A 19,869-nucleotide genomic window follows, 5' to 3' on the forward strand; every position below is an offset into this window, starting at 1 on the left:
CCCCCCCCCCCCCCCCCCCCCCCCCCCCCCCCCCCCCCCCGCCCCCCCCCCCCCCCCCCCCCCCCCCCCCCCCCCCCTTCGGCGTGTGTACGGGTCTCAGCGCGTGAACAGCGGCTCACCCGGCGGGACCGGGGCGTCGGCCGGCAGCAGGGCCAGGTCCAGGCCGCGCACGAGGCGGCCGCGCAGGGTCTCGTCCGCCGCCAGGGCCTCGGCGACCCGGCGGGCGGCGGGGGCGACCGGCGCCCCCGCGGACAGCACGATGGCGAGGGTGCCGTCGGCGGTGGTCCCGCCGGGGCCGAGGTGGGCGCGGAGCACGGCCGGCTCGGCGGCGACCGCGGCCCGTACCGCCTCGCGCACCGCGGGGTCGGCCAGCGGGTCGGCGTCGGTGCGGCCCTCGGCCAGCGCGAGCAGCGCGGAGCCGGTCAGCTGGTACGGGACGGGGCCGGCCAGGTCGAGGACGACCGTGTCCGCCTTCTCGTGCGCGGCGGCGGCCAGGGCCTGGTGCAGCGGGACCGCCACCGGGCGGGCCGCCGGGTCCCACAGGGCCAGCGAGGCAATGGAGGTGAAGGCGGGCAGGGCCCGCCGGTTCCCGGCGGTCAGGGTGGGAACGGCCATGTCGCTGGTCTTCTCGCGCTTGAGGCCGGTCTCCGGGTCGGTCTCGACCTCGCCGAGCACCGCCACGACGGGCACCAGCAGCCGGGCGCCCTTCAGGGCCGCCAGCAGCTCCGGCTCCCGGGAGCGGTCCTCGGCCCAGGCGGCCAGGGCCGCGCTCAGCCGGGGATCGGCGGTGCCGTCGTCGTCGGAGAAACCGGGGTCTGGAATGTTCTTGGTCGCCACAATGACCCGACCCTATCCCGCCGGGGCCGCGGACCCGTCCTCCGCGTCCCGGCGTCCTGCGCGCGGCCGCCGGGCCAGTACGGCGGCCAGCACCAGCAGCGCCGCTCCCCCGGCGGCGGCGGCCGGGGCGGTCCGGCGGGAGCCCCGGTCGGCGGCGCGGACCGGGTCGGGCCCGGGGCCGAAGAAGCGCCGGCCGGCCGGGGCGGCGACGGGGAGCGGGGACTCGGGGCGAAGCGCCCCGGCGGCCTGGAGGGCGGCGACCGGGTCCACCGTGCCGTGGCCGCGGGCGTCGTCGCGGCCGCCGGGCGGGCGGGCGGTGGCGGTGTCCTCCAGCAGCTTCTTGACCTGCGCCGGGGAGAGGCCCGGGTGGGCGGCCTTGACGAGGGCCACGGCGCCGGAGACGAAGGCGGCGGCGGCGCTGGTGCCCCAGCCCTCGTAGTAGGCCCGGTCCGGGTCGGCGATGACCACGTCGACGCCGGGGGCGCTGACGGTGGCGTACCAGTGGCGGGTGGAGAAGGGGGCCTTGCGGCCCTGGCGGTCGACGGCGGCGACGGCGATGACGCCGGGGTAGGCCGCTGGGTAGGAGGTGTGGTCGCCGCGTTCACCGCCGTTGCCGGCGGAGGCGACGACGACCACGCCCTTGCCGAGGGCGTACTGGACGGCCTCGTCCTCGGCGGGCTCGTGGTGGGCGGAGTCGCTGTCGTCGCCGAGCGACATGTTGATCACGTCGGCGCCGTGGTCGGCGGCCCAGCGGATGCCTTCGGCGAGGGCGCCGGACTTGCTGTCGCGGGCCTTGGCGCGGCCCGGGTCGCCCTCTTCCAGGATCACCCGGACCGGGAGGATCCTGGCGTGGGGTGCCATGCCGAGGACCCCCTGCGAGCGGTCGGGGCCGTGTCCGTGGCCCGCGATGATGCCGGCCATGGCCGTGCCGTGGCGGGCCCAGGCGCGGTCGCCCCGGCCGGCGCCCATGCCGACGAGGTCGGTGCCGTCGAGGACCTGGCCGTCGAGGTCGGGGTGGCTGGAGTCCACGCCGGTGTCGAGGACGGCGACGGTGATCCCGTCGCCCTGGGTGATGCCCCAGGCCTCCTCGGCGCGCAGGGCGAGCAGGCCCCACTGCCGGTCGCGGATGGTGTCGGCGGCGGCGGGCGGGGCCGCGACGGCCACCAGCAGCGCGGCGAGGGCGGTGACCGCACCGGCGGCCCGGCGGCCACCCCGGCCCCACCCCTGCCGTGAAGGCCCGGCGGGCACCGGGGCCGGGGCGGGATCCGGCGCCGGGACGGGGTTCGGGGCCCGGGGCGGGAGCGGGGCCGGGGCGGACGCACCGGATGCGACGGGGCTCGCGGGCGTGGCGGGCACCGGGGGCGGGGCGGGGGTCGGCTCGGGGGTGGGGGCCGGGGTGGCGGTGCGGTTCATCGGGCGGGCTCCTGGCGCGGCTGCCGTGCGGCGGCGGCCCGTGCGGTGGGGTCGGTGCCGGGGGGCGCGGCGAGGGCGCCGAGGGTGCGTTCGACGCGGACCGCGAGGGCCTTGGCCTCGTGGCCCAGGCCCGCTTCGGCGACGGTGCCGGTGGCGCCCTGGCGGGCGCCCTCCTCGGCCGGGACCGGGGCGTCCATGGTGCGGCCGTCGGCGAAGGCCGAGACGGCGTAGACGACGGCGGGGGCCTCGGCGACGACGCCGGCCGTCCAGGCGGCCCGGCGGGAGTCGGCGTACTCGTAGGCGGGCGGGGCGGGGAGGCGGCCGCGCAGCCCGTCCATGGTCCGGGCGTCGGCGGGGGTGAAGACCAGGCCGACGGTGATCAGGCTGCTGCGGGTGGAGTCCGTGTAGGTGGCGCGGAGCACGCGGGTGCAGCCGGTGGCGGTCAGCGCGGCGCGCCAGTCGTCGGGGAGGGCCGCGGCGCAGTCGGCGTCGGGGGCGAGGGCCAGCCGGGTCCAGGTGCGGCTCGCGCCGCCGGGGCCCGCCTCGCGGTCCTCCAGTACGGGGGGCAGGAGGGCGTCGGCGGGGGCCGTGTGCCACAGGGACGCGGCCGCGCGGTAGGCGGCGTCGGGGGGCAGCGGGCGGTGGTCGGCCCGGTACTGGCTCCACGTGGTGGCGGCGCCCCCGGCGAGCAGGGCGGAGCCGAGCAGGGCGCAGAGGACGGCGGCGGCGGTGCGGGCCGGGTGGCGGCGGGGCAGGGGGTCCGGCGGTGGCGGCTGCCAGGGGTCCTCCAGGACCTCGGTCCGCGGTGTCGTCGTGGTCATGCGGCGGCTCCGCCCCCCGTTCCGTACGGCTGCCTGCCCGTACTCTACGGGGCCTCCGCCCCGGCCGTGCCGGGGCAGGGGCGGCGTTACCCCTACCCGTCGGTACGGCCGTCTGGCAAGCTGCCGCCCATGACTTCGGACCGGGCCCGGTACGACCGGGCGACCGCGCGTCTCGACGCGCCCCTGGCCATCGTGGACCTGGACGCCTTCGACGCGAACGCCGACGATCTGGTGCGCAGGGCCGGCGGGAAGCCGGTGCGGGTGGCCAGCAAGTCCGTGCGCTGCCGGGCGCTGCTCGAACGGGTGCTGGCCCGGCCCGGGTTCGCGGGGATCATGTCGTACACCCTCGCCGAGTCGCTGTGGCTGGCGCGGTCCGGGTTCGAGGACGTGCTGCTGGCGTATCCGTCCGCGGACCGGTCCGGGTTCGGGGAGCTGGCCGCGGACCCGAAGCTCGCCGCCTCCGTCACCGTCATGGTCGACGATCCCGCGCAGCTGGACCTGATCGAGCGGTCGCGGTCAGGCGGGGCCGAGGAGATCCGGGTCTGCCTGGAACTGGACACCTCCCTGCGGCTGTTGGGCGGCCGGGTACGGGTCGGGGCGCGGCGCTCGCCGCTGCGCGAGCCGGGGCAGCTGGCGGAGCTGGCGCGGACGGTGGCCGCCCGGCCGGGCTTCCGGGTGGTGGGGCTGATGGCGTACGAGGGCCACGTGGCCGGGGTCGGCGACGCGGTGGCCGGGCGGCCGGTGCGTTCGCGGATGATCCGGCTGATGCAGGGCGCGGCGCGCAGGGAACTGGCGGCGCGGCGGGGCGAGGTGGTGCGGGCCGTGCGGTCGGTGGTGCCGGACCTGGAGTTCGTCAACGGCGGTGGTACGGGGAGCGTGGCGGAGACGGCCGCCGAGGAGGCGGTGACGGAGATCGCGGCCGGTTCGGGGCTGTACGTGCCGAGGCTGTTCGACAACTACACCTCGTTCCGGGGGCGTCCGGCGGCGCTGTTCGCCCAGCCGGTGGTGCGCCGGCCGGGGGTGGGGGTGGTGACCGTGCTGGGCGGCGGCTATCCGGCGTCGGGGGCGCCCGGGGCCGACCGGCTCCCGGTGCCGTACCTGCCCGCGGGGCTGCGCTACGACCCGCAGGAGGGAGCGGGCGAGGTGCAGACCCCGCTGCTGGGCGGCCCGGCCGACGACCTGCTGATCGGCGACCGGGTCTGGTTCCGGCACGCGAAGGCCGGGGAGCTGTGCGAGCGGTTCGACACCCTGCACCTGGTGGAGGGCGACCGGGTCACGGCGTCCGTCCCGACGTACCGGGGCGAGGGGCTGACCTTCCTTTAGCGGACGGTCCTTCAGTAGACGGTGTCCGTCTGGTCCGGGACGACGCTGGTGTCGGCCCGGCGGACGGGGGCCGGCGTGCCGTCGTGGTCGGTGTAGCCGGTGGTGGAGCAGGGGTAGGGGGTCGTCTTCTGCTTCTTCGGCTGGATGAACATCGGGTTCACGATCCACTTGCCGTCGCTGTTGTCGTAGGCGCGGCACATGAGTTCGTTCTTGTTGCGGTTGACCACCAGCCGCAGGGCGGTGGCGTCGCGCAGGAAGGTGACGTCGGTGTCGGAGTCGCCGGCGGCGAAGACCTGGCGGCGGGCGGCGGGGCGGACCTTCTCGGCGGCCGCGCCGCGGACGCCGAAGACCTCCTGGTTGATCCAGCAGCGCTTGCCGTCCACGTAGGTGATCATCGTGTCGGCGCCGTCGGCGACGGATCCGCAGCCCTGGAGGTGGGCGGTCAGCTTCCCGTCGCGGGTGGTGTTGCGGATGCCGATGACGTGGTCGGCGGCGACGCCGGCGCCCTGGGCCCATACCTCGACGACGGGCTGCGGGGAGGCGGAGCTGATCCAGACGTCGAAGCCGGCGCTCTGGAGGTTCTTGATCAGGTCGCGCTGCTGGTCGTAGTAGCGGACCCAGCCGGTTGCGGTGCCGGTGCCGACCCGCTGCTCGGCGCCGACGGGTGCGGCGAGGTTCTCGGTGCGGGCGGCGGCGGCGAAGGAGCGGACCTGGCCGGGGGTCCAGCCCTGGAGGAGCTGGGGCAGCCAGGCGTAGGCGGGTTCGATGGTGCGGTGGTCCCAGCCGGTGAAGGCGGGGGCACCGGTGCGGGTGGCGGCGGTGCCGTAGACGGCGTTGATCTCGTCGGCGCAGGCCGCGCCCTCGGGGGTGCCGGTGGGCAGGGGGCTGCCGGGGCGGGCGAGGGGGTCGCAGGCGGTGGCGAGGGCCTGGGCGGCGGCGGGGGTGAGGTAGCGGCTGGTGGTCTTCCAGTCGGCGGGCCGGCGGATCTTGCCGTTGCGCAGGAGCCAGAACATGGTGGCGTCGCCGACGTCGTTCTTGACGACGGTGTTGTCCCAGTCGAAGACGGCGACGGGCTTGTCACTGCCGGGCCGGTGGGGGTTGCAGCTGCCGTAGCGGTCGATGAGCTGCTGGAGGCGGGCCTGGTTGTCGCCGTACCAGCCGGCGGCGAGCTGCGGGGTGGTGCAGGCGTGGTGTGCGGCCTGGGCGGGGGCGGCGGCGGTGAGGGTCGCGGCGGCCATCGCGGCGGCGGCGCCGGCCGCCTGGAGCCGGCGGCGGGTGCGGGGTCGGGTCACGGGGGTGTTCGCTCCTGGTTCTCGTACAAGATCGTCGGGGACGGTAGAGCACGACAGCCGGGCGTCGTGCGACGCCCGGCTGTCGTGGAGGTGGTGCCCAGGTGAACGTTGGGTGTTTACAGGGGGGTGACGTACGCGCCGGAGATGCCGCCGTCGACCAGGAAGTCGGTGGCGTTGATGAAGGAGGAGTCGTCGCTGGCGAGGAAGGCGACGGCGGCGGCGATCTCGGTGGGTTCGGCGAAGCGGCCGAGCGGGATGTGCACCAGGCGGCGGGCGGCCCGCTCGGGGTCCTTGGCGAACAGCTCCTGGAGCAGCGGGGTGTTGACGGGTCCCGGGCACAGGGCGTTGACGCGGATGCCCTCGCGGGCGAACTGGACGCCGAGTTCGCGGGACATGGCCAGGACGCCGCCCTTGGAGGCGGTGTAGGAGATCTGGGAGGTGGCGGCGCCCATGATGGCGACGAAGGAGGCGGTGTTGATGATGGAGCCGCGGCCCTGGCGCTGCATGTAGGGGAGGGCGGCCTTGCAGCAGAGGTAGACGGAGGTGAGGTTGACGTCCTGGACGCGGCGCCAGGCGTCGAGCTCGGTGGTGAGGATGGAGTCGTCGTCCGGGGGCGAGATGCCGGCGTTGTTGAAGGCGATGTCGACGGAGCCGTAGGTGTCGAAGGCCGTCTTGAACAGGGCGTCGACCTGCTCCTTGTCGGTGACGTCGACCTGGACGAAGGTGCCGCCGACCTCCTCGGCGGCGGCCTTGCCGGCGAGGGGGTCGATGTCGGCGCAGACGACGTTGGCGCCCTCGGAGGCCAGGCGGCGGGCGGTGGCGAGGCCGATGCCGCTGCCGGCTCCGGTGATGACGGCGGTGCGGCCGACCAGGCGGCGGCAGACGATCTCTTCGGTGCGGTCGGTCATGGGGTTCAGGCCTCCGTGCTGATGAAGACGTTCTTGGTTTCGGTGAACGCGGTGAGGGCGTCGGGTCCGAGCTCACGGCCGAGTCCGGACTGCTTGTATCCGCCGAAGGGGGTCCAGTAGCGGACGCTGCTGTGGGAGTTGACGGAGAGGTTCCCGGCCTGGACGGCGCGGGAGACGCGCAGGGCGCGGCCGACGTCGCGGGTCCAGAGGGAGCCGGAGAGGCCGTACTCGGTGGCGTTGGCGAGGCGTACGGCGTCCTCCTCGTCCTCGAAGGGGATGAGGACGGCGACCGGCCCGAAGACCTCCTCGGCGGCCACGGGGGCGGTGGGGTCCACGTCCGTGACCAGGGTCGGCGGGTACCAGAAGCCGGGGCCCTCGGGCGCGGTGCCGCGGACGGTCTTGAGGTCGTCGGTGACGTACGCGCGGACGCGGTCCAGCTGGGCGGCGGAGATGAGCGGGCCCATCTGGGTCTTCTCGTCGAGCGGGTCGCCGACGACCACCGAGGTGAGGGCCGGGGTGAGCAGGTCGAGGAAGCGGTCGTGGACGGAGCGCTGGACGAGGATGCGGGTGCGGGCGCAGCAGTCCTGGCCGGTGTTGTCGAGGAAGGCCATGGGGGCGGCGGCCGCCGCGGTTTCGAGGTCGGCGTCGGCAAAGACGATGTTGGGGCTCTTGCCGCCGAGTTCGAGGGTGACCCGCTTCACCCGGTCGGCGCACTTGGCCATGATCTGCTTGCCGACCCGGGTGGAGCCGGTGAAGACGATCTTCGCGACTCCGGGGTGTTCGACGAGGGCGTCGCCGGTGACCGCTCCGTGGCCGGGGAGCACCTGGAAGAGGTGTTCGGGGATCCCGGCTTCGAGGGCGAGTTCGGCGAGGCGCAGGGCGGTGAGGGGGGTGGTCTCGGCGGGCTTGAGGATGACGGCGTTGCCGGCGGCGAGGGCGGGGGCCAGGCCCCAGGCGGCGATCGGCAGGGGGAAGTTCCAGGGGGCGATCACGCCGATGACGCCGAGGGGTTCGAGGAAGGTGACGTCGATGCCCCCCGCGACGGGGATCTGGCGTCCGGAGAGGCGTTCCACTCCCCCGGCGGCGAAGTCCAGCAGGTCACGGACGTTGCCGGCCTCCCAGCGGGCGTTGCCGAGGGTGTGGCCGGCCTCGCGGACCTCCAGGCGGGCCAGTTCCTCGATGTGGCCGTCGACGACCGCGGCGAAGCGGCGCAGGATGCGGGCCCGGTCGGCGGGGGCGGCGGCGGCCCAGCCGCGCTGGGCGGCCGTGGCGCGTGCGACGGCGGTGTCGACGTCGTCCCGTGTGGCGGCCGGGACGGTGGCGACGAGTTCCTCGGTGGCCGGGTTGAGCACCCTCAGGTGGGAGGGGTCCAGCGCTTCGGACACGTGGTGCCTTTCTGAGGTGGGTGCGCGGGTGCGGTGCGGGCTCCAGGGCTACAGGCGTTCGAAGGAACGGCGGCGCTCCCAGTCGGTGACCGCGGAGTCGTAGGCGTCGAGTTCGACGCGGGCCATGTTGCGGTAGTGGGCGACGACCTCGGGGCCGAAGGCGGCCTTGGCGATCTCGCTGTTCTCCCAGAGCTCCGCGGCCTCGCGCAGGGTGGTGGGGACGTGGGCGAAGTCGGCCGTGTAGGCGTTGCCGGCGCAGGCCTCGGGGAGTTCGAGGCGGTTCTCGACGCCGTAGAGCCCGGCCGCGACCAGGCCCGCGACGGCGAGGTAGGGGTTGACGTCGCCTCCGGGGAGGCGGTTCTCGAAGCGCATGGAGCGGCCGTGGCCTACCACGCGCAGGGCGCAGGTCCGGTTGTCGACGCCCCAGGCGACGGCGGTGGGCGCGAAGGAACCCGGGCGGAAACGCTTGTACGAGTTGATGTTGGGGGCGTAGAGAAGGGAGAAGTCGCGCAGCGCCGCCAGTTGGCCGGCCAGGAAGTGCCGCATCAGCGGTGACATGCCGCCCGGTTCGTCCCCGGCCATGGCGTTGCGCCCGTCGGCGTCGGTGAGCGAGAGGTGGATGTGACAGGAGTTGCCCTCGCGCTCGTCGAACTTGGCCATGAAGGTGAGGGAGACGCCTTCCTGGGAGGCGATCTCCTTGGCCCCGGTCTTGTAGACGGAGTGCTGGTCGCAGGTGGTGAGCGCCTCGTCGTAGCGGAAGGCGATCTCGTGCTGGCCGAGGTTGCACTCGCCCTTGGCGGACTCGACGGTCAGTCCGGCGGCCTGCATCTCGTTGCGGATCCGGCGCAGCAGGGGTTCGACGCGGCCGGTGCCGAGGACGGAGTAGTCGATGTTGTACTGGTTGGCGGGGGTCAGGGCCCGGTAGTCGGCGTTCCAGGCCTGTTCGTAGGTGTCCTGGAAGACCATGAACTCCAGCTCCGTGCCGACCATCGCGGTGTAGCCCTGTTCGGCGAGGCGGTCGAGCTGGCGGCGCAGGATCTGGCGGGGCGCGGCGACGACGGGCGTGCCGTCGTGCCAGGCGAGGTCCGCGAGGACGAAGGCGCTGCCGGGGTTCCAGGGGATGCGGCGGAGGGTGGCGAGGTCGGGGTGCATGGCGAAGTCGCCGTAGCCGCGGTCCCAGGAGGACATCTCGTATCCGTCGACGGTGTTCATGTCGGTGTCGACGGCGAGCAGGTAGTTGCAGCCCTCGGTGCCGTGGTCGAGGACCTCGTCGAGGAAGAACTGAGCGGCGAACCGCTTGCCCTGGAGGCGTCCCTGCATGTCGGGAAAGGCGAGGACGACGGTGTCGATCTCGCCGCCGGCGACGAGGGCACGGAGCTCCTCGGGCGCGAGCGGCGGCTTGCGGTCTACCACGGGGATCTCTCCTTCGGTGAGCCGAGGAGGCCTAAGGTATTGAACAGAACCATTGCTTGGGAAGGGGAGGAGCCGAGATGACCGGATCGACGGGCGACGGGGGCGCGATCGAGCGACTGAATCCCGTGCTGCGGCAGGTGCGGGCGGGCAACGGTTTCGAGGAGGCGCTCGAACAGATCCTGCAGGTGGTCCGGCTGGGTCTGGTGCCGGGCGGGGAACGGCTGCCGCCCGAGCGGGAGCTGGCGGAGCGGATGGGGATCAGCCGGGTCACCCTGCGCGAGGTGCTGAAGGTGCTCCAGGACCAGGGCCTGGTCGAGGCCCGGCGCGGCCGGTACGGCGGCACGTTCGTACTGGCCCGCCCCGACACCCCGGCCGGCGGGGCCGAGGAGGAGCTGCGGCGGCGCGTGGCGGGGGTGGACATCGAGGACGTGCTGCGCTTCCGCGAGGTCCTGGAGATGGGGGCGGCCGGCCTGTGCGCCTCGCAGGGCCTCTCCGAGGAGGGTGCCGAGAGGCTGCTGGGCGCGCTCGCCGCCACCCACGACGCCCCGCTCGCCGAGTACCGCCGCCAGGACACCCTCTTCCACCTGACGCTCTGCGAGCTGGCCGGGTCGGCCAGCCTGACGGCCCAGTACGCGGCCGTCCGGGCCCGGGTCAACGACCTGCTGGACTGCATCCCGCTGCTGGTGCGCAACCTGGAGCACTCCCAGCAGCAGCACAGCGCCCTGGTGGAGGCGGTGCTGGAGCGCGACGCGGAGGCGGCGCGGGCGGTGATGCGCGAACACTGCTGCGGGACCGCGGCCCTGCTGCGCGGGTTCCTGGCCTGAGACGGGTGAGGTTCTCGTTACCTCTGTTTTACGCAGGGGTCTTGCGCGCCCCCCGCCCTTGACGCAAAGGTACGCAGCGAAACCTTTTCCCCCGGGCAGGAGCGCACATGGCCGAAGACCTTTCCACCGCGCCCGCATCACCCGGCGTCGGGGACGCCGAGGCGGAGTACCTCCAGCGCAGGACCCTACGCCGCGGCAGCGCCGGCTGGCTGCTGCTGACCGGCCTCGGCGTCGCCTACGTCGTCTCCGGCGACTTCTCCGGCTGGAACGTGGGCCTGTCCAAGGGCGGGTTCGGCGGCCTGGCCGTCGCCACGGCGCTCATGGGCGCCATGTACGCCTGCCTCGTCTTCTCCCTCGCCGAACTGTCCACCATCCTCCCGACGGCGGGCGGCGGCTACGGCTTCGCCCGCCGCGCGCTGGGCCCCTGGGGCGGTTTCCTCACCGGAACCGCCATCCTCATCGAGTACGTGCTCGCCCCGGCGGCGATCGTCATCTTCATCGGCGACTACGTCGAATCCCTGGGCCTGTTCGGCCTGACCTCCGGCTGGCCGGTCTACCTCGGCTGCTTCGTCCTCTTCATCGGCGTCCACCTGTGGGGCGTCGGGGAGGCCCTGCGCTTCAGCCTCGTCGTCACCGCCGTCGCCGTCGCCGCCCTGCTGATCTTCGCCGTCGGCGCCCTCACGGACTTCGACGCGGGCTCGCTCGACAACATCCCCGTGGACCCCGGCGCGTTCGGCTCCAACTCCTGGCTGCCCTTCGGCGTCCTCGGCATCTGGGCCGCGTTCCCCTTCGGCATGTGGTTCTTCCTCGGCGTCGAGGGCGTGCCGCTCGCCGCCGAAGAGGCCAAGGACCCGGTCCGCTCCATGCCGAAGGCCCTGGCCATCTCCATGGGCATCCTCGCCCTGCTCGCCCTGGTCACCTTCTTCGCCGCCACCGGCGCCCAGGGCGCCGACGCCGTGAAGTCCGCCGGGAACCCCCTGGTCGTGGCCCTGGAGGGGGACGGCGGCCCCACCGCCCTCAGCCGCTTCGTCAACTACGCGGGCCTGGCGGGCCTGGTCGCCTCCTTCTTCTCCCTCATCTATGCCGGCTCCCGCCAGCTGTTCGCCCTCTCCCGGGCGGGGTACCTGCCGCGCTTCCTGTCGCTGACCTCGAAGCGCAAGGCCCCGTACCTCGGACTGGTGATCCCGGGTGCCATCGGTTTCGCCCTCGCGGCGGCCACCGGCAACGGGGCGCGGATGCTGAACATCGCCGTGTTCGGGGCGACCATCTCCTACGCCCTGATGGCCCTCTCCCACATCGTGCTGCGCCGCCGCGAACCCGGACTGGAGCGCCCGTACCGCACCCCCGGAGGGGTCCTGACCTCGTCCGTCGCCTTCGTCCTCGCCCTTTCGGCCCTGGTCGCCACCTTCCTGGTCGACATCGACGCGGCCCTCATCGCCCTCGCCGTGTACGCCGTGGCCCTCGCCTACTTCGCCTTCTACAGCCGCCACCGTCTGGTTGCCTCGGCGCCCGAGGAAGAGTTCGCCGCGCTTGCGGAAGCCGAGGCGGAGTTGACCCGCGACTGAAATCCTGACCGCGCACGCCCTCTCCACCGTCCGGCACCACCCTGGAGGTATCACCGTGCCCAGGCCGCTCATCGGCATCACCACCTATGTCGAGGCATCCACCCGCTACGGGGTGTGGGACCTGCCCACGTCCCTCGTCCCGTCCGCTTACCACGAGCTGGTCCAGGCGGCGGGCGGCGCGGCCGTCCTGCTGCCGCCGGACGAACCGGACCGGGCGGCGGAGGTGCTGGGGCGGCTCGACGGACTCGTCGTCTCCGGCGGCCCGGACGTGGACCCGATCCGGTACGGGGCCCCGCGCGACCCCCGTACGGGCGCCCCCGCGACGGTCCGCGACGAGTGGGAACTGGCCCTGATCGGGGCGGCCCTGGACGGCGGGCTCCCGCTGCTGGGCATCTGCCGGGGCATGCAGGCGCTGAACGTGGCCCTCGGCGGCACCCTCATCCAGCACATCGACGGCCACGTCCACACGCCGGGCGTCACCTCCTGGCACCCCGTCACCCCGGTGGCGGGCACCCGGTACGCCGAGTTGGTCCCGGAGGTCGCGGACGTCCCGACGTACCACCACCAGGCGGTGGACCGCCTGGGACGCGGGCTGGTCGTCTCGGCGTACGCGGAGGACGGGACGGTCGAGGCCATCGAACTCCCGGACCGGGAGCGGTGGGTGGTGGGCGTGCAGTGGCACCCCGAACGGGACAAGGACACCCGGGTGATGGACTCCCTGGTCGAGGCGGCCGCCACCCTCCGGGCGGTACCGGTCGCCTGACGCGGCGCGGGCCACGCGGGGCGACCCCGCGCGTGGCCCGCGGACACGAATGGCCCTCCGGGCGCGGGGGGCGCACGCTGGAAGGATGCGGACCGAAGCCAACGGAACGGCCACCGGCCCGGTCGCCCGGTTCCTGGAGAACCCGGTCGTCGGGATGGCCCCGTGGATCGTCTTCTCCCTGCTGGCCGGCCCGGGACGGTTCGAGATCGCGGTCGGGATCGCCCTGGGGATCACCGTCGCCCTCGTCGTGGCGGGCCGGGTGGTGCACCGGGGCAGCTCCTGGAAGCTGCTGGAACTGGCCGACGTGGTGTTCTTCGCCGCCCTCGCCGTCATCGGCGCCCTGGCGGACGACGGCACGCTGCGCTGGCTGGAGACGTACGCGGGAGAGGTGGCCAGCCTGACGCTGACGGCGATCGCCTTCGGCTCGATGGCGTTCCGGATGCCGTTCACCCTCCAGTACGCCCGGGAGCGGACCGACCCCTCACTGTGGCACTCTCCCGCCTTCCTCCGCACCAATTACATGATCACCGGGGTGTGGGGGCTGGCCTTCCTGGTGTCGGCCCTCGCGGGCGGCTTCGGGGACCTGGTGCTGCACGAGCCCGACAACATCTGGACGGCCTGGATCGTCCCGGTCCTGGCCATCGTCGCCGCCCTGCGGTTCACCGCCTGGTACCCGGACGTCGTCCGGGCCCGTGCCCGCGGCGAGCCCGGACCGGGCCCGGCGTCCCTGCTGCTGCCGCTGGCGGGGCTGCTGGTGCCGGTCGGGATCGCGGTACTGGTCTTCGACGGCGGGGTGTGGTGGCTGGGCGTGGCCCTGATCGTGGCGGGCGTCCTCCTGACGAAGGCGCTCCAGGCCCGCGCCTGACCCGGGCCACGCCCGGCCCCGGATCAGCTGAAGACGACCGAACGGAACTTCATGTCGGCGTTGCCGCGGCCCACGAGCGGGCGCAGGGCGTAGAACTCACCGTCGCACTCGATGTCGGAGAACACCGTGGCCGTCGTGTTGGTCCGGTTGCGCGGGGAGTGCGCGGGCTGGCTGAGGTCGGGGTCGGCGGCCTCGGGGAGGGTGATGCACTCGCGGCTCAGGGGGTCGAGCAGGAGCCGGACGTGCGGCTTTCCGTCCAGGCCGATGTAGGTGTACTGGAACTCGCCGATCGCGGCGGAGGCCGACTGCGGGACGGCCAGCAGGAGGGTGAAGGCGCCGAGGGCGGCGATGGAGGCGCGGCGGAGTCGCATGGGGATCCTCTCGGAAGGTCAACCAAACGTGCGGGAGCCAGCTTTCCGCGGACCGGGCCCACGTCACCGCCGCCTCGCGCCGCATCGATTCCCCTTCACCCGAACGGCCCGGCGGGGAGGGGACCGCTGCGCGGAGCCGGTCCCCTACCCTCCCCCAGACTCCGTCCGGGGGACCCCCACTTCCCCGGTTCTCCCCCAGCTACCACTGGAAGGTGCCCCCAGGCGAGGCTGAAAGACCCGGGGCTCCGCCCCGGCCCCCCTTCCGGACGCTCCGCGCCCGGTGCGCTCAAACACCCCCGGCTACCGCTGGGAGGTGCGCCCAGCGGCCTGGATATTGCCGCTCCGCGGCAATCCCGGCCGCAGGCGACGAGCCGCGGATGAACGCTGGGCCTCGCCGAAATCCAGGCCGCGGGCGACCAGCCGCAGACGACCGGCGGGGCCGGGCCAAAATCCAGCCCCGCCGGCGTTTGAGGCGCGGGGGTGTGGGGGCGGAGCCCCCCTGGGGGCACCCCCAGCGGGGAACGGCGGGGAGGGTTACCGTCGGGTCAGCGACAGCAGGTCACGGGCCGGCCCCGCCGGGCGGGCCCCCGTGGGCCAGACGGCGCGCAGCGCGCGGGCCAGGGCGGCGCCCGGGACCGGGACCTCCACCAGCCGGCGGGACGCCAGCTCGTCGACCAGCGCCAGCTCCGACAGCACGCACGGACCCGCCCCGCTCACCGCCGCCGCCTTGACGGCGGTGGTGGAGGCCAGCTCCAGCAACGGCACCGCCAGCCCCCCGGACGGGGCCAGGGCGGCGTCCAGGACCTGACGCGTCCCCGAGCCCCGCTCCCGCAGGATCAGCGGCGCGGACGCCAGCTCCGCCGGCTCCACCCCGCGCGAGCGCCGCGCCCACGGGTGCGCCGGGGCCACCGCCACCACCAGACGGTCCTGGGCGATGACGGCCGAGTCCAGCCCGTCCGGGACCGTCAGCCCCTCCACGAAGCCCAGGTCGGCCTCGTGCGCGAGGACGCGCTGGGCGACGTCCGCCGAGTTCCCCGCGTGCAGCGAGACGGCCGTCCCGGGCCGCTCCCCGCGCAGGGCGATCAGCCACCCCGGCAGCAGGTACTCGGCGATGGTCATGCTGGCCGCGACCCGCAGCCGCGAGTCCCGCCGCCCGCGCAGCGCCTGCGCGCCCGCGTCGAAGGCCTCGGCCGCCTCCACCACCCGCCGGGCCCAGTCCGTGACCAGCGCGCCCTCGGCCGTGAGGGTCGAACCGCGGGGGGAGCGGTCCACCAGGGCGACCCCCAGCCGGGTCTCCATGGCCCGGATCCGGCTGCTCGCCGCCGGCTGCGTGATGCCCAGGCGGCGGGCGGCGCCGCTCAGGCTGCCGACCCGCGCCACCGTGAGCAGCAGCTCCAGCGCGCCCAGGTCCGGCACGCGGTGCGCGAGCGGAACCGTCTCCTCGTTACCCATAACGTCAGTTTATGGCCTTATAGACCTACGACCTCTGCCGTCCGGCCCTGGACGACGGGACGCTGGACCCATGGCCACCACCGCCTCCGTGCACCTGCGAACCACCGCCCCCGCCGCTCCCCGGGCCCACAAGGCCCCGCGGCTGAGGGAGCTCGGCCCCAACTGGTACGCCTCCGTCATGGGCACGGCGATCATCGCCAACGCCGGCGCGGGCCTCCCGTACCAGCCCCCGGGCCTGCGCGGCGCCTGCGAGCTGCTCTGGGCGCTGTCCGCCGTGACCCTCGCCGTCCTGCTCGCCGCCCGCGCCGGGCACTGGCGCCACCACCGCGACCGGGCCCGCGCCCACCTCCTCGACCCCGCCGTGGCCCCGTTCTACGGGTGCCTGTCGATGGCCCTGCTGGCCGTCGGCGCCGGCACCCTGCTCGTCGGCAGGGACCTGATCGGCACCGGTGCCGCCGTCGCCGTCGACGCCGTGCTGTTCACCGCCGGCACCGCCGTCGGCCTGGTCATGGCGGTCGTGGTGCCCTACCTGATGGTGGTCCGCCACCAGGTCGGGGCCTCGCAGGCCAGCCCCGTCTGGCTGCTGCCGGTGGTCTCCCCCATGGTGTCCGCCGCCGTCGGCCCCCTGCTCGTCCCCCACCTGCCCGCCGGGCAGCCCCGCGAGGCCCTGCTGCTGGCCTGCTACGCGCTGTTCGGGATCAGCCTGCTGGCCGTCCTGCTGCTGCTCCCCCTGGTCCTCGGCCGGCTGATCACCCACGGGCCCCTGCCCCTGGCGCTGACCCCCGCCCTGTTCCTGGTGCTCGGCCCGCTCGGCCAGTCCACCACCGCCGTCAACCAGCTGGCCGACGTGGCACCCGGAGCCATCGACGCCCCCTACGCCGGGGCGCTCGGCGCCTTCGCCGTCGTCTACGGGGTGCCCGTCATGGGGTTCGCCCTGCTGTGGCTGGCCCTGGCGGCGGCGATGCTGGTCCGGGCGGCCCGGCAGGGCATGGGCTTCGCGATGACCTGGTGGGCCCTGACCTTCCCCGTCGGCACCTGCGTCACCGGCGCCGCCGGACTGGCCCGCCACACCGGGCTGGAAGCCTTCGCCTGGCTGGCCGCGGCCCTGTTCCTGGGTCTGGTCACCGCCTGGCTGCTCGCCGCCGTCCACACGCTGCGGGGCCTGTGCGCCGGCCGGCTGCTCCCCGCCGCCGAATGAACCCCTACAGCGCCGCCCGCACGGCCGCCGCCAGCACCTGCGGGGCTTCCGCCAGCGAAGGCCCGTACCAGGTGAGGTGGCGGCCGCTGACGAGCGCGGCGGGCAGGCCGGGGAAGGCCTCCGGGCCGTCACCGGCGGTGAAGCGGTAGGGCTCGTCGGGGAGCACCACCAGATCGCATCCGCTCCCCGCGAGCTCGTCGACCGGCACCCGCGGGTACCGCTCGGGGTGTCCGGCGTACGCGTTGCGCACCCCCAGCCGGGCCAGGAGGTCGCCCGCGAAGGTGTCCCGGCCCAGCACCATCCACGGCCGCCGCCAGATCGGCACGAAGGCGGTGAGGTCCCCGAGGGGCTCCACCGCCGCCCACGCCTCCTCGGCCCGGTCCAGCCACTCGGGCCGCTCCAGCCCCAGTGCTCCCACCAGTACCCGGTCCAGCTCGGCGAACGCCTGCGGCAGGTCCCGGATCTCGGTCACCAGCACCTCCAGCCCGGCCGCGCGCAGCGCCTCCAGGTCGGGGGCCCGGTTCTCCTCCTCGTTGGCGATCACCAGGTCCGGCCGCAGCTCCACGACGGCCCCGACGTCGGGGTTCTTGGTCCCGCCGATCCGCACCGCCTCCCCCAGGCCGGCCGGGTGCGTGCACCAGTCGGTCACCCCGGCCAGCAGGCCCGGACCGCTCACCGCGACCGCTTCCGTCAGGGACGGTACGAGCGAGACGACGCGCACCGGCTCAGCGTCCCGGCGAGGGCGGCTCGGAGGTGGCGTGGATGTGGTCGCCGACGGCCACGACCAGCAGCCGGGTGTCGTCGCTGACGGCCCTCCAGCGGTGGCGCACCCCGCCGGAGAGGAAGAGGGCGTCGCCTTCCTCCAGCCGGTAGGCGCGGCCCTCGGCCTCCACCTGGCAGGCGCCGGAGACCACGTACATCAGCTCGTCGTTGCGGTGCTGGTACTCGCGTCCGGCGTCCTGGTCCCCGTTGAACTCCAGGGCGTGCAGCTGGTGGTGGCCCCGTACGAGGGGACGCACCCCGTTGACGGGCGCAAGCCCGGAGTCGTCGCCGGCCCGCACCAGGTCCACCGTGCGGGCCGTGTCGGAGGCGGCGAGCAGGTCGACCGCCGTGGTCTCCAGGGCGTCCGCGACGCGCTCCAGGGAGCGCATGCTGGGGCGGGCGCGCTCGTTCTCTATCTGGCTGAGGAAGGGCACGGACAGCCCGCTGCGCGCCGACACCGCGGCCAGCGTGAGGTGGAGGGCGCGCCGGCGCTTGCGCACGGCCACGCCCACTCTCAGCGGCTGGTCCTTGGCGTCCTTCTCCTTGTCGTGCGTGTGCGGGTCATCGGCGTCGGGCGCGCCCGCCCGGGCGAAGCCGTATTCCGTGCCGTCCGTGGCGTCCGTGGCGTCCGCGATGCTTCCGTCTTCCTTGCCGTTCATGTCGGGGCTGCCCTCCCCTACCCGTCGTCGCACATCGGTGTGCTGTAAGCACCTTACGCAGCAACCGCCCCCGGATTCGCGCGCAAGGGCTCTCCGGGCCGTTCCCCGGCCGATTCCCGCGCCCGCACCGTCACGCTGCGTGGTCGCGGGCGGCGCGCCACAGCACGCGGTCGCCGTCGAGGATCACCGCGTCCCCGTCCGGTCGGACCAGCAGCCGGGCGGCGGGGTGGCCGGCGGTGCCGCTGCTCCAGGCGGCCGTGCCGTCGTCGGTGCGGACGGTGAGCTCCCCGTCGGAGTAGGCGGCCTCGCTGCCCCGGCCCGCGGTGCCGGCGCTCCAGAGGCGGTCGCCCGAGGGGTCGAGGAGGGCGAGGTCCCCGTCGGCGCCGAGGGTCAGGCGGGCGGCGCCGGCGTCGAGGACGTCGCCGGCGCGCAGGACGGTCCCGGGGTGCACCTCCACGGAGACGTCGAGCCGGCCTTCGGCCAGGGCCCGCAGGGTGGGGATGGAGGGGGTGAAGGCGTAGAGGGCGCCCTCGGTGCGGATGAACCGGCCGAAGCGCAGGGTGGTGGCGCGGCTGCCGGCCTCGGACTCGCTCTCGAAGGCGACGGGTGAGCCGGGGCCCAGGAGGGGGTCGGCGCCGGTGCGCGGGGTGCGGCCGGCCGGGAAGTCGGCCTCGTTGATCCACTGCCGGGCGACGAACTCGAACTGCTGGACCAGGTCGGCCTGGTAGCCGATGAAGACCAGCCCGCGCGAGGCCCCGTTCGTGCCCCGGCCGGGCTCCTGGGCCGGGTCGTACGCGGGTCCGTACGGGATGCCGCGGCGGATGATGCGGTGGGCGTCGGTGACGGCGGGGTCCAGCGGGGGGCGGCCGGGGGCGGGGACGAGGCCGTCGCGCGGGTTGCCCTTGCGGATGTGCGCGAACAGCGGGGTGTGCCAGCCCTGCGGGTCGTCGCGGTACGAGAGGGCCCCGGGGCCGGTGCCGGCGGGGCAGGTCTGTTCGGCGAGCGGGCAGCCCGCTACGGCGGTGCCGCCGGGCCAGCGGCCCACGAGCCGGGCGGCGAGCCAGGTGTCGGTCGCGTCGGCGGGCGCGGCCCCGGCCCGCTTGAGGTCGGCGAGCCGCTCCCGGGCCTGGGCCCACCAGCCGGGTACGTCCTGGGCGAGGCGGCGCAGTACCTGGAAGGAGCCCCCGGTGGCCCAGGCGGGCAGCCCGGCGGGCCGCTTGCCGGCCTTCTCCTGTCCGACGAGGAACTCCCCGGCCGGGACCAGCCGGGCACCGGGCTTGCCGAGGACGGTGTTCCCGGTCGCCGGGTCGGGGGCGTGGAAGCCGCGGACCCCGGGCTGGCTGATGCCGTCGGTGAACCCGAAGTGCTCGTGCCCGCGCAGCGCACCGGGCAGGGTGGCGCCGTCCTGCCGGAAGACCAGCACGCCCTGGGCGGGCCCCAGGGCGTGCAGGTGGCGGTCGACGGCCTCGGCGAGCCTCCTGGGGTCGTCGGCCGAGAGGTTGAGGACCGCGTGGACGGCGCGGTGCGGCCCCTCTCCGCCGAACAGCCAGGAGTCGGGGGAGCTGTCACCGGTGTCCCCGAGCTCCTCGGCCCGCAGGGCCGGCCCCTGGGCGAAGGCCTCGGCGGTGCTCCCGGGCGGCAGCGCGGGGAAGGGGTCACGGCCGGCGAGGAAGCGGAGACCGGCGTGGGTGAGGGAGAGCCCGGTCCACTGGGCGGACAGGGAGGCGGGGTCGGTGCCGCCCGCCTTGACCCGGGCTGCGCTGAAGGCGGCGTTGAACTTCGCCATCTCCTCGGTGGTGGAGATCTCCGGCAGCAGCCGGCGCAGCCAGCGGCGGGCCAGGACCGGGTCGCGGAAGCGCAGCAGGAGGAGGCAGGCGTGGTCCTTGCGGGAGCCCGCCAGAATGTCGCCCTGGGTGCTGCGGTCGGCGCGCAGCGGCAGCTCCGCGGCGTCGGCGGGAGCGGGGGCCGGTGCGGGAGCGGGGGCCGGCGGTGCGGGAGCGGGCGGCGGGGCCGTCGCC

Annotated in this window: 18 protein-coding genes; 6 read left to right on the forward strand and 12 right to left on the reverse strand. The window is 74.9% G+C overall.

The features are described from left to right. Positions 1-96 precede the first annotated feature (96 nt). The 3 genes from WDV06_RS30105 to WDV06_RS30115 are packed head-to-tail and all read right to left on the reverse strand — an operon-like array spanning position 97 to position 3,071. A complete protein-coding gene (locus WDV06_RS30105) occupies positions 97-837 on the reverse strand; it encodes an SseB family protein (protein ID WP_395512964.1) in 741 nt (246 codons plus the stop codon). Between the two features lie 12 nt (positions 838-849). Further along, positions 850-2,250 carry a type VII secretion-associated serine protease mycosin gene (gene mycP, locus WDV06_RS30110; RefSeq protein ID WP_395512965.1) on the reverse strand — a complete coding sequence of 467 codons (1,401 nt, stop codon included), beginning with the start codon at positions 2,248-2,250 and terminating at the stop codon, positions 850-852. Next, on the reverse strand, positions 2,247-3,071 hold the full coding sequence (locus WDV06_RS30115) for a hypothetical protein (RefSeq protein ID WP_395512966.1): 825 nt from the start codon (positions 3,069-3,071) through the stop codon (positions 2,247-2,249). Before WDV06_RS30115 ends, mycP begins: the two co-directional genes overlap by 4 nt. A gap of 129 nt (positions 3,072-3,200) precedes the next feature. Here WDV06_RS30115 and WDV06_RS30120 point away from each other — a divergent pair, with 129 nt between their 5' ends. Further along, positions 3,201-4,394: an amino acid deaminase/aldolase gene (locus WDV06_RS30120; RefSeq protein WP_395512967.1), complete on the forward strand. Its 1,194-nt coding sequence runs from the start codon at positions 3,201-3,203 to the stop codon at positions 4,392-4,394. A gap of 11 nt (positions 4,395-4,405) precedes the next feature. Here the strand turns inward: WDV06_RS30120 and WDV06_RS30125 are convergent, their stop codons facing one another. From WDV06_RS30125 to WDV06_RS30140, 4 genes are all read right to left on the reverse strand, one after another. Then, positions 4,406-5,686, reverse strand: a complete 1,281-nt coding sequence (locus WDV06_RS30125) for a haloacid dehalogenase-like hydrolase (protein WP_395512968.1) — start codon at positions 5,684-5,686, stop codon at positions 4,406-4,408. A gap of 116 nt (positions 5,687-5,802) precedes the next feature. Further along, on the reverse strand, positions 5,803-6,594 hold the full coding sequence (locus WDV06_RS30130) for a 3-oxoacyl-ACP reductase (RefSeq protein WP_045948825.1): 792 nt from the start codon (positions 6,592-6,594) through the stop codon (positions 5,803-5,805). A gap of 5 nt (positions 6,595-6,599) precedes the next feature. Continuing rightward, positions 6,600-7,979 (reverse strand): aldehyde dehydrogenase family protein, encoded by a 1,380-nt coding sequence (locus WDV06_RS30135; protein ID WP_395512969.1) that lies wholly within the window; start codon positions 7,977-7,979, stop codon positions 6,600-6,602. Positions 7,980-8,027: 48 nt separating this feature from the next. Continuing rightward, on the reverse strand, positions 8,028-9,392 hold the full coding sequence (locus tag WDV06_RS30140; protein ID WP_395512970.1) for a glutamine synthetase family protein: 1,365 nt from the start codon (positions 9,390-9,392) through the stop codon (positions 8,028-8,030). A gap of 77 nt (positions 9,393-9,469) precedes the next feature. On the opposite strand from WDV06_RS30140, the gene WDV06_RS30145 reads away from it, so the two are divergent. The 4 genes from WDV06_RS30145 to WDV06_RS30160 all read left to right on the forward strand — a co-directional run bounded on the left by WDV06_RS30145 (position 9,470) and on the right by WDV06_RS30160 (position 13,409). Next, positions 9,470-10,216, forward strand: coding sequence for a FadR/GntR family transcriptional regulator (locus WDV06_RS30145; protein WP_395512971.1), 747 nt, complete (start codon positions 9,470-9,472; stop codon positions 10,214-10,216). 107 nt (positions 10,217-10,323) lie between these two features. Next, positions 10,324-11,781, forward strand: coding sequence for an ethanolamine permease (gene eat, locus WDV06_RS30150; protein WP_395512972.1), 1,458 nt, complete (start codon positions 10,324-10,326; stop codon positions 11,779-11,781). Positions 11,782-11,836: 55 nt separating this feature from the next. Next, complete coding sequence (locus tag WDV06_RS30155) at positions 11,837-12,544, forward strand: gamma-glutamyl-gamma-aminobutyrate hydrolase family protein (RefSeq protein WP_395512973.1); 708 nt, start codon at positions 11,837-11,839, stop codon at positions 12,542-12,544. 85 nt (positions 12,545-12,629) lie between these two features. After that, positions 12,630-13,409, forward strand: a complete 780-nt coding sequence (locus WDV06_RS30160; RefSeq protein WP_395512974.1) for a hypothetical protein — start codon at positions 12,630-12,632, stop codon at positions 13,407-13,409. A gap of 23 nt (positions 13,410-13,432) precedes the next feature. Here the strand turns inward: WDV06_RS30160 and WDV06_RS30165 are convergent, their stop codons facing one another. Both WDV06_RS30165 and WDV06_RS30170 read right to left on the reverse strand, forming a co-directional pair. Beyond that, a complete protein-coding gene (locus WDV06_RS30165; RefSeq protein ID WP_395512975.1) occupies positions 13,433-13,780 on the reverse strand; it encodes a hypothetical protein in 348 nt (115 codons plus the stop codon). Positions 13,781-14,314: 534 nt separating this feature from the next. Further along, positions 14,315-15,232: a LysR family transcriptional regulator gene (locus tag WDV06_RS30170; RefSeq protein WP_395512976.1), complete on the reverse strand. Its 918-nt coding sequence runs from the start codon at positions 15,230-15,232 to the stop codon at positions 14,315-14,317. Positions 15,233-15,302: 70 nt separating this feature from the next. On the opposite strand from WDV06_RS30170, the gene WDV06_RS30175 reads away from it, so the two are divergent. After that, positions 15,303-16,430, forward strand: coding sequence for a TDT family transporter (locus tag WDV06_RS30175; protein WP_395512977.1), 1,128 nt, complete (start codon positions 15,303-15,305; stop codon positions 16,428-16,430). A 4-nt stretch (positions 16,431-16,434) separates the two neighbouring features. On the opposite strand, the gene WDV06_RS30180 is transcribed toward WDV06_RS30175, so the two are convergent. The 3 genes from WDV06_RS30180 to WDV06_RS30190 all read right to left on the reverse strand — a co-directional run. After that, on the reverse strand, positions 16,435-17,151 hold the full coding sequence (locus tag WDV06_RS30180; RefSeq protein WP_395512978.1) for a helical backbone metal receptor: 717 nt from the start codon (positions 17,149-17,151) through the stop codon (positions 16,435-16,437). Between the two features lie 4 nt (positions 17,152-17,155). Further along, on the reverse strand, positions 17,156-17,704 hold the full coding sequence (locus tag WDV06_RS30185) for a helix-turn-helix domain-containing protein (protein ID WP_395512980.1): 549 nt from the start codon (positions 17,702-17,704) through the stop codon (positions 17,156-17,158). 277 nt (positions 17,705-17,981) lie between these two features. Beyond that, a partial coding sequence (locus WDV06_RS30190) for a Dyp-type peroxidase (RefSeq protein ID WP_395512979.1) occupies positions 17,982-19,869 on the reverse strand: 1,888 nt, incomplete at its 5' end.

This window comes from Streptomyces racemochromogenes (genome assembly GCF_044129415.1).
Taxonomy (GTDB): domain Bacteria; phylum Actinomycetota; class Actinomycetes; order Streptomycetales; family Streptomycetaceae; genus Streptomyces; species Streptomyces racemochromogenes_A.

Bases quoted from the DNA above. Each gene is read 5' to 3' on its own strand.
- mycP (WP_395512965.1), bottom strand. From the start codon at position 2,250: ATGAACCGCACCGCCACCCCGGCCCCCACCCCCGAGCCGACCCCCGCC.
- WDV06_RS30115 (WP_395512966.1), bottom strand. From the start codon at position 3,071: ATGACCACGACGACACCGCGGACCGAGGTCCTGGAGGACCCCTGGCAG.
- WDV06_RS30120 (WP_395512967.1), top strand. From the start codon at position 3,201: ATGACTTCGGACCGGGCCCGGTACGACCGGGCGACCGCGCGTCTCGAC.
- WDV06_RS30130 (WP_045948825.1), bottom strand. From the start codon at position 6,594: ATGACCGACCGCACCGAAGAGATCGTCTGCCGCCGCCTGGTCGGCCGC.
- WDV06_RS30145 (WP_395512971.1), top strand. From the start codon at position 9,470: ATGACCGGATCGACGGGCGACGGGGGCGCGATCGAGCGACTGAATCCC.
- eat (WP_395512972.1), top strand. From the start codon at position 10,324: ATGGCCGAAGACCTTTCCACCGCGCCCGCATCACCCGGCGTCGGGGAC.
- WDV06_RS30160 (WP_395512974.1), top strand. From the start codon at position 12,630: ATGCGGACCGAAGCCAACGGAACGGCCACCGGCCCGGTCGCCCGGTTC.
- WDV06_RS30165 (WP_395512975.1), bottom strand. From the start codon at position 13,780: ATGCGACTCCGCCGCGCCTCCATCGCCGCCCTCGGCGCCTTCACCCTC.
- WDV06_RS30170 (WP_395512976.1), bottom strand. From the start codon at position 15,232: ATGGGTAACGAGGAGACGGTTCCGCTCGCGCACCGCGTGCCGGACCTG.
- WDV06_RS30175 (WP_395512977.1), top strand. From the start codon at position 15,303: ATGGCCACCACCGCCTCCGTGCACCTGCGAACCACCGCCCCCGCCGCT.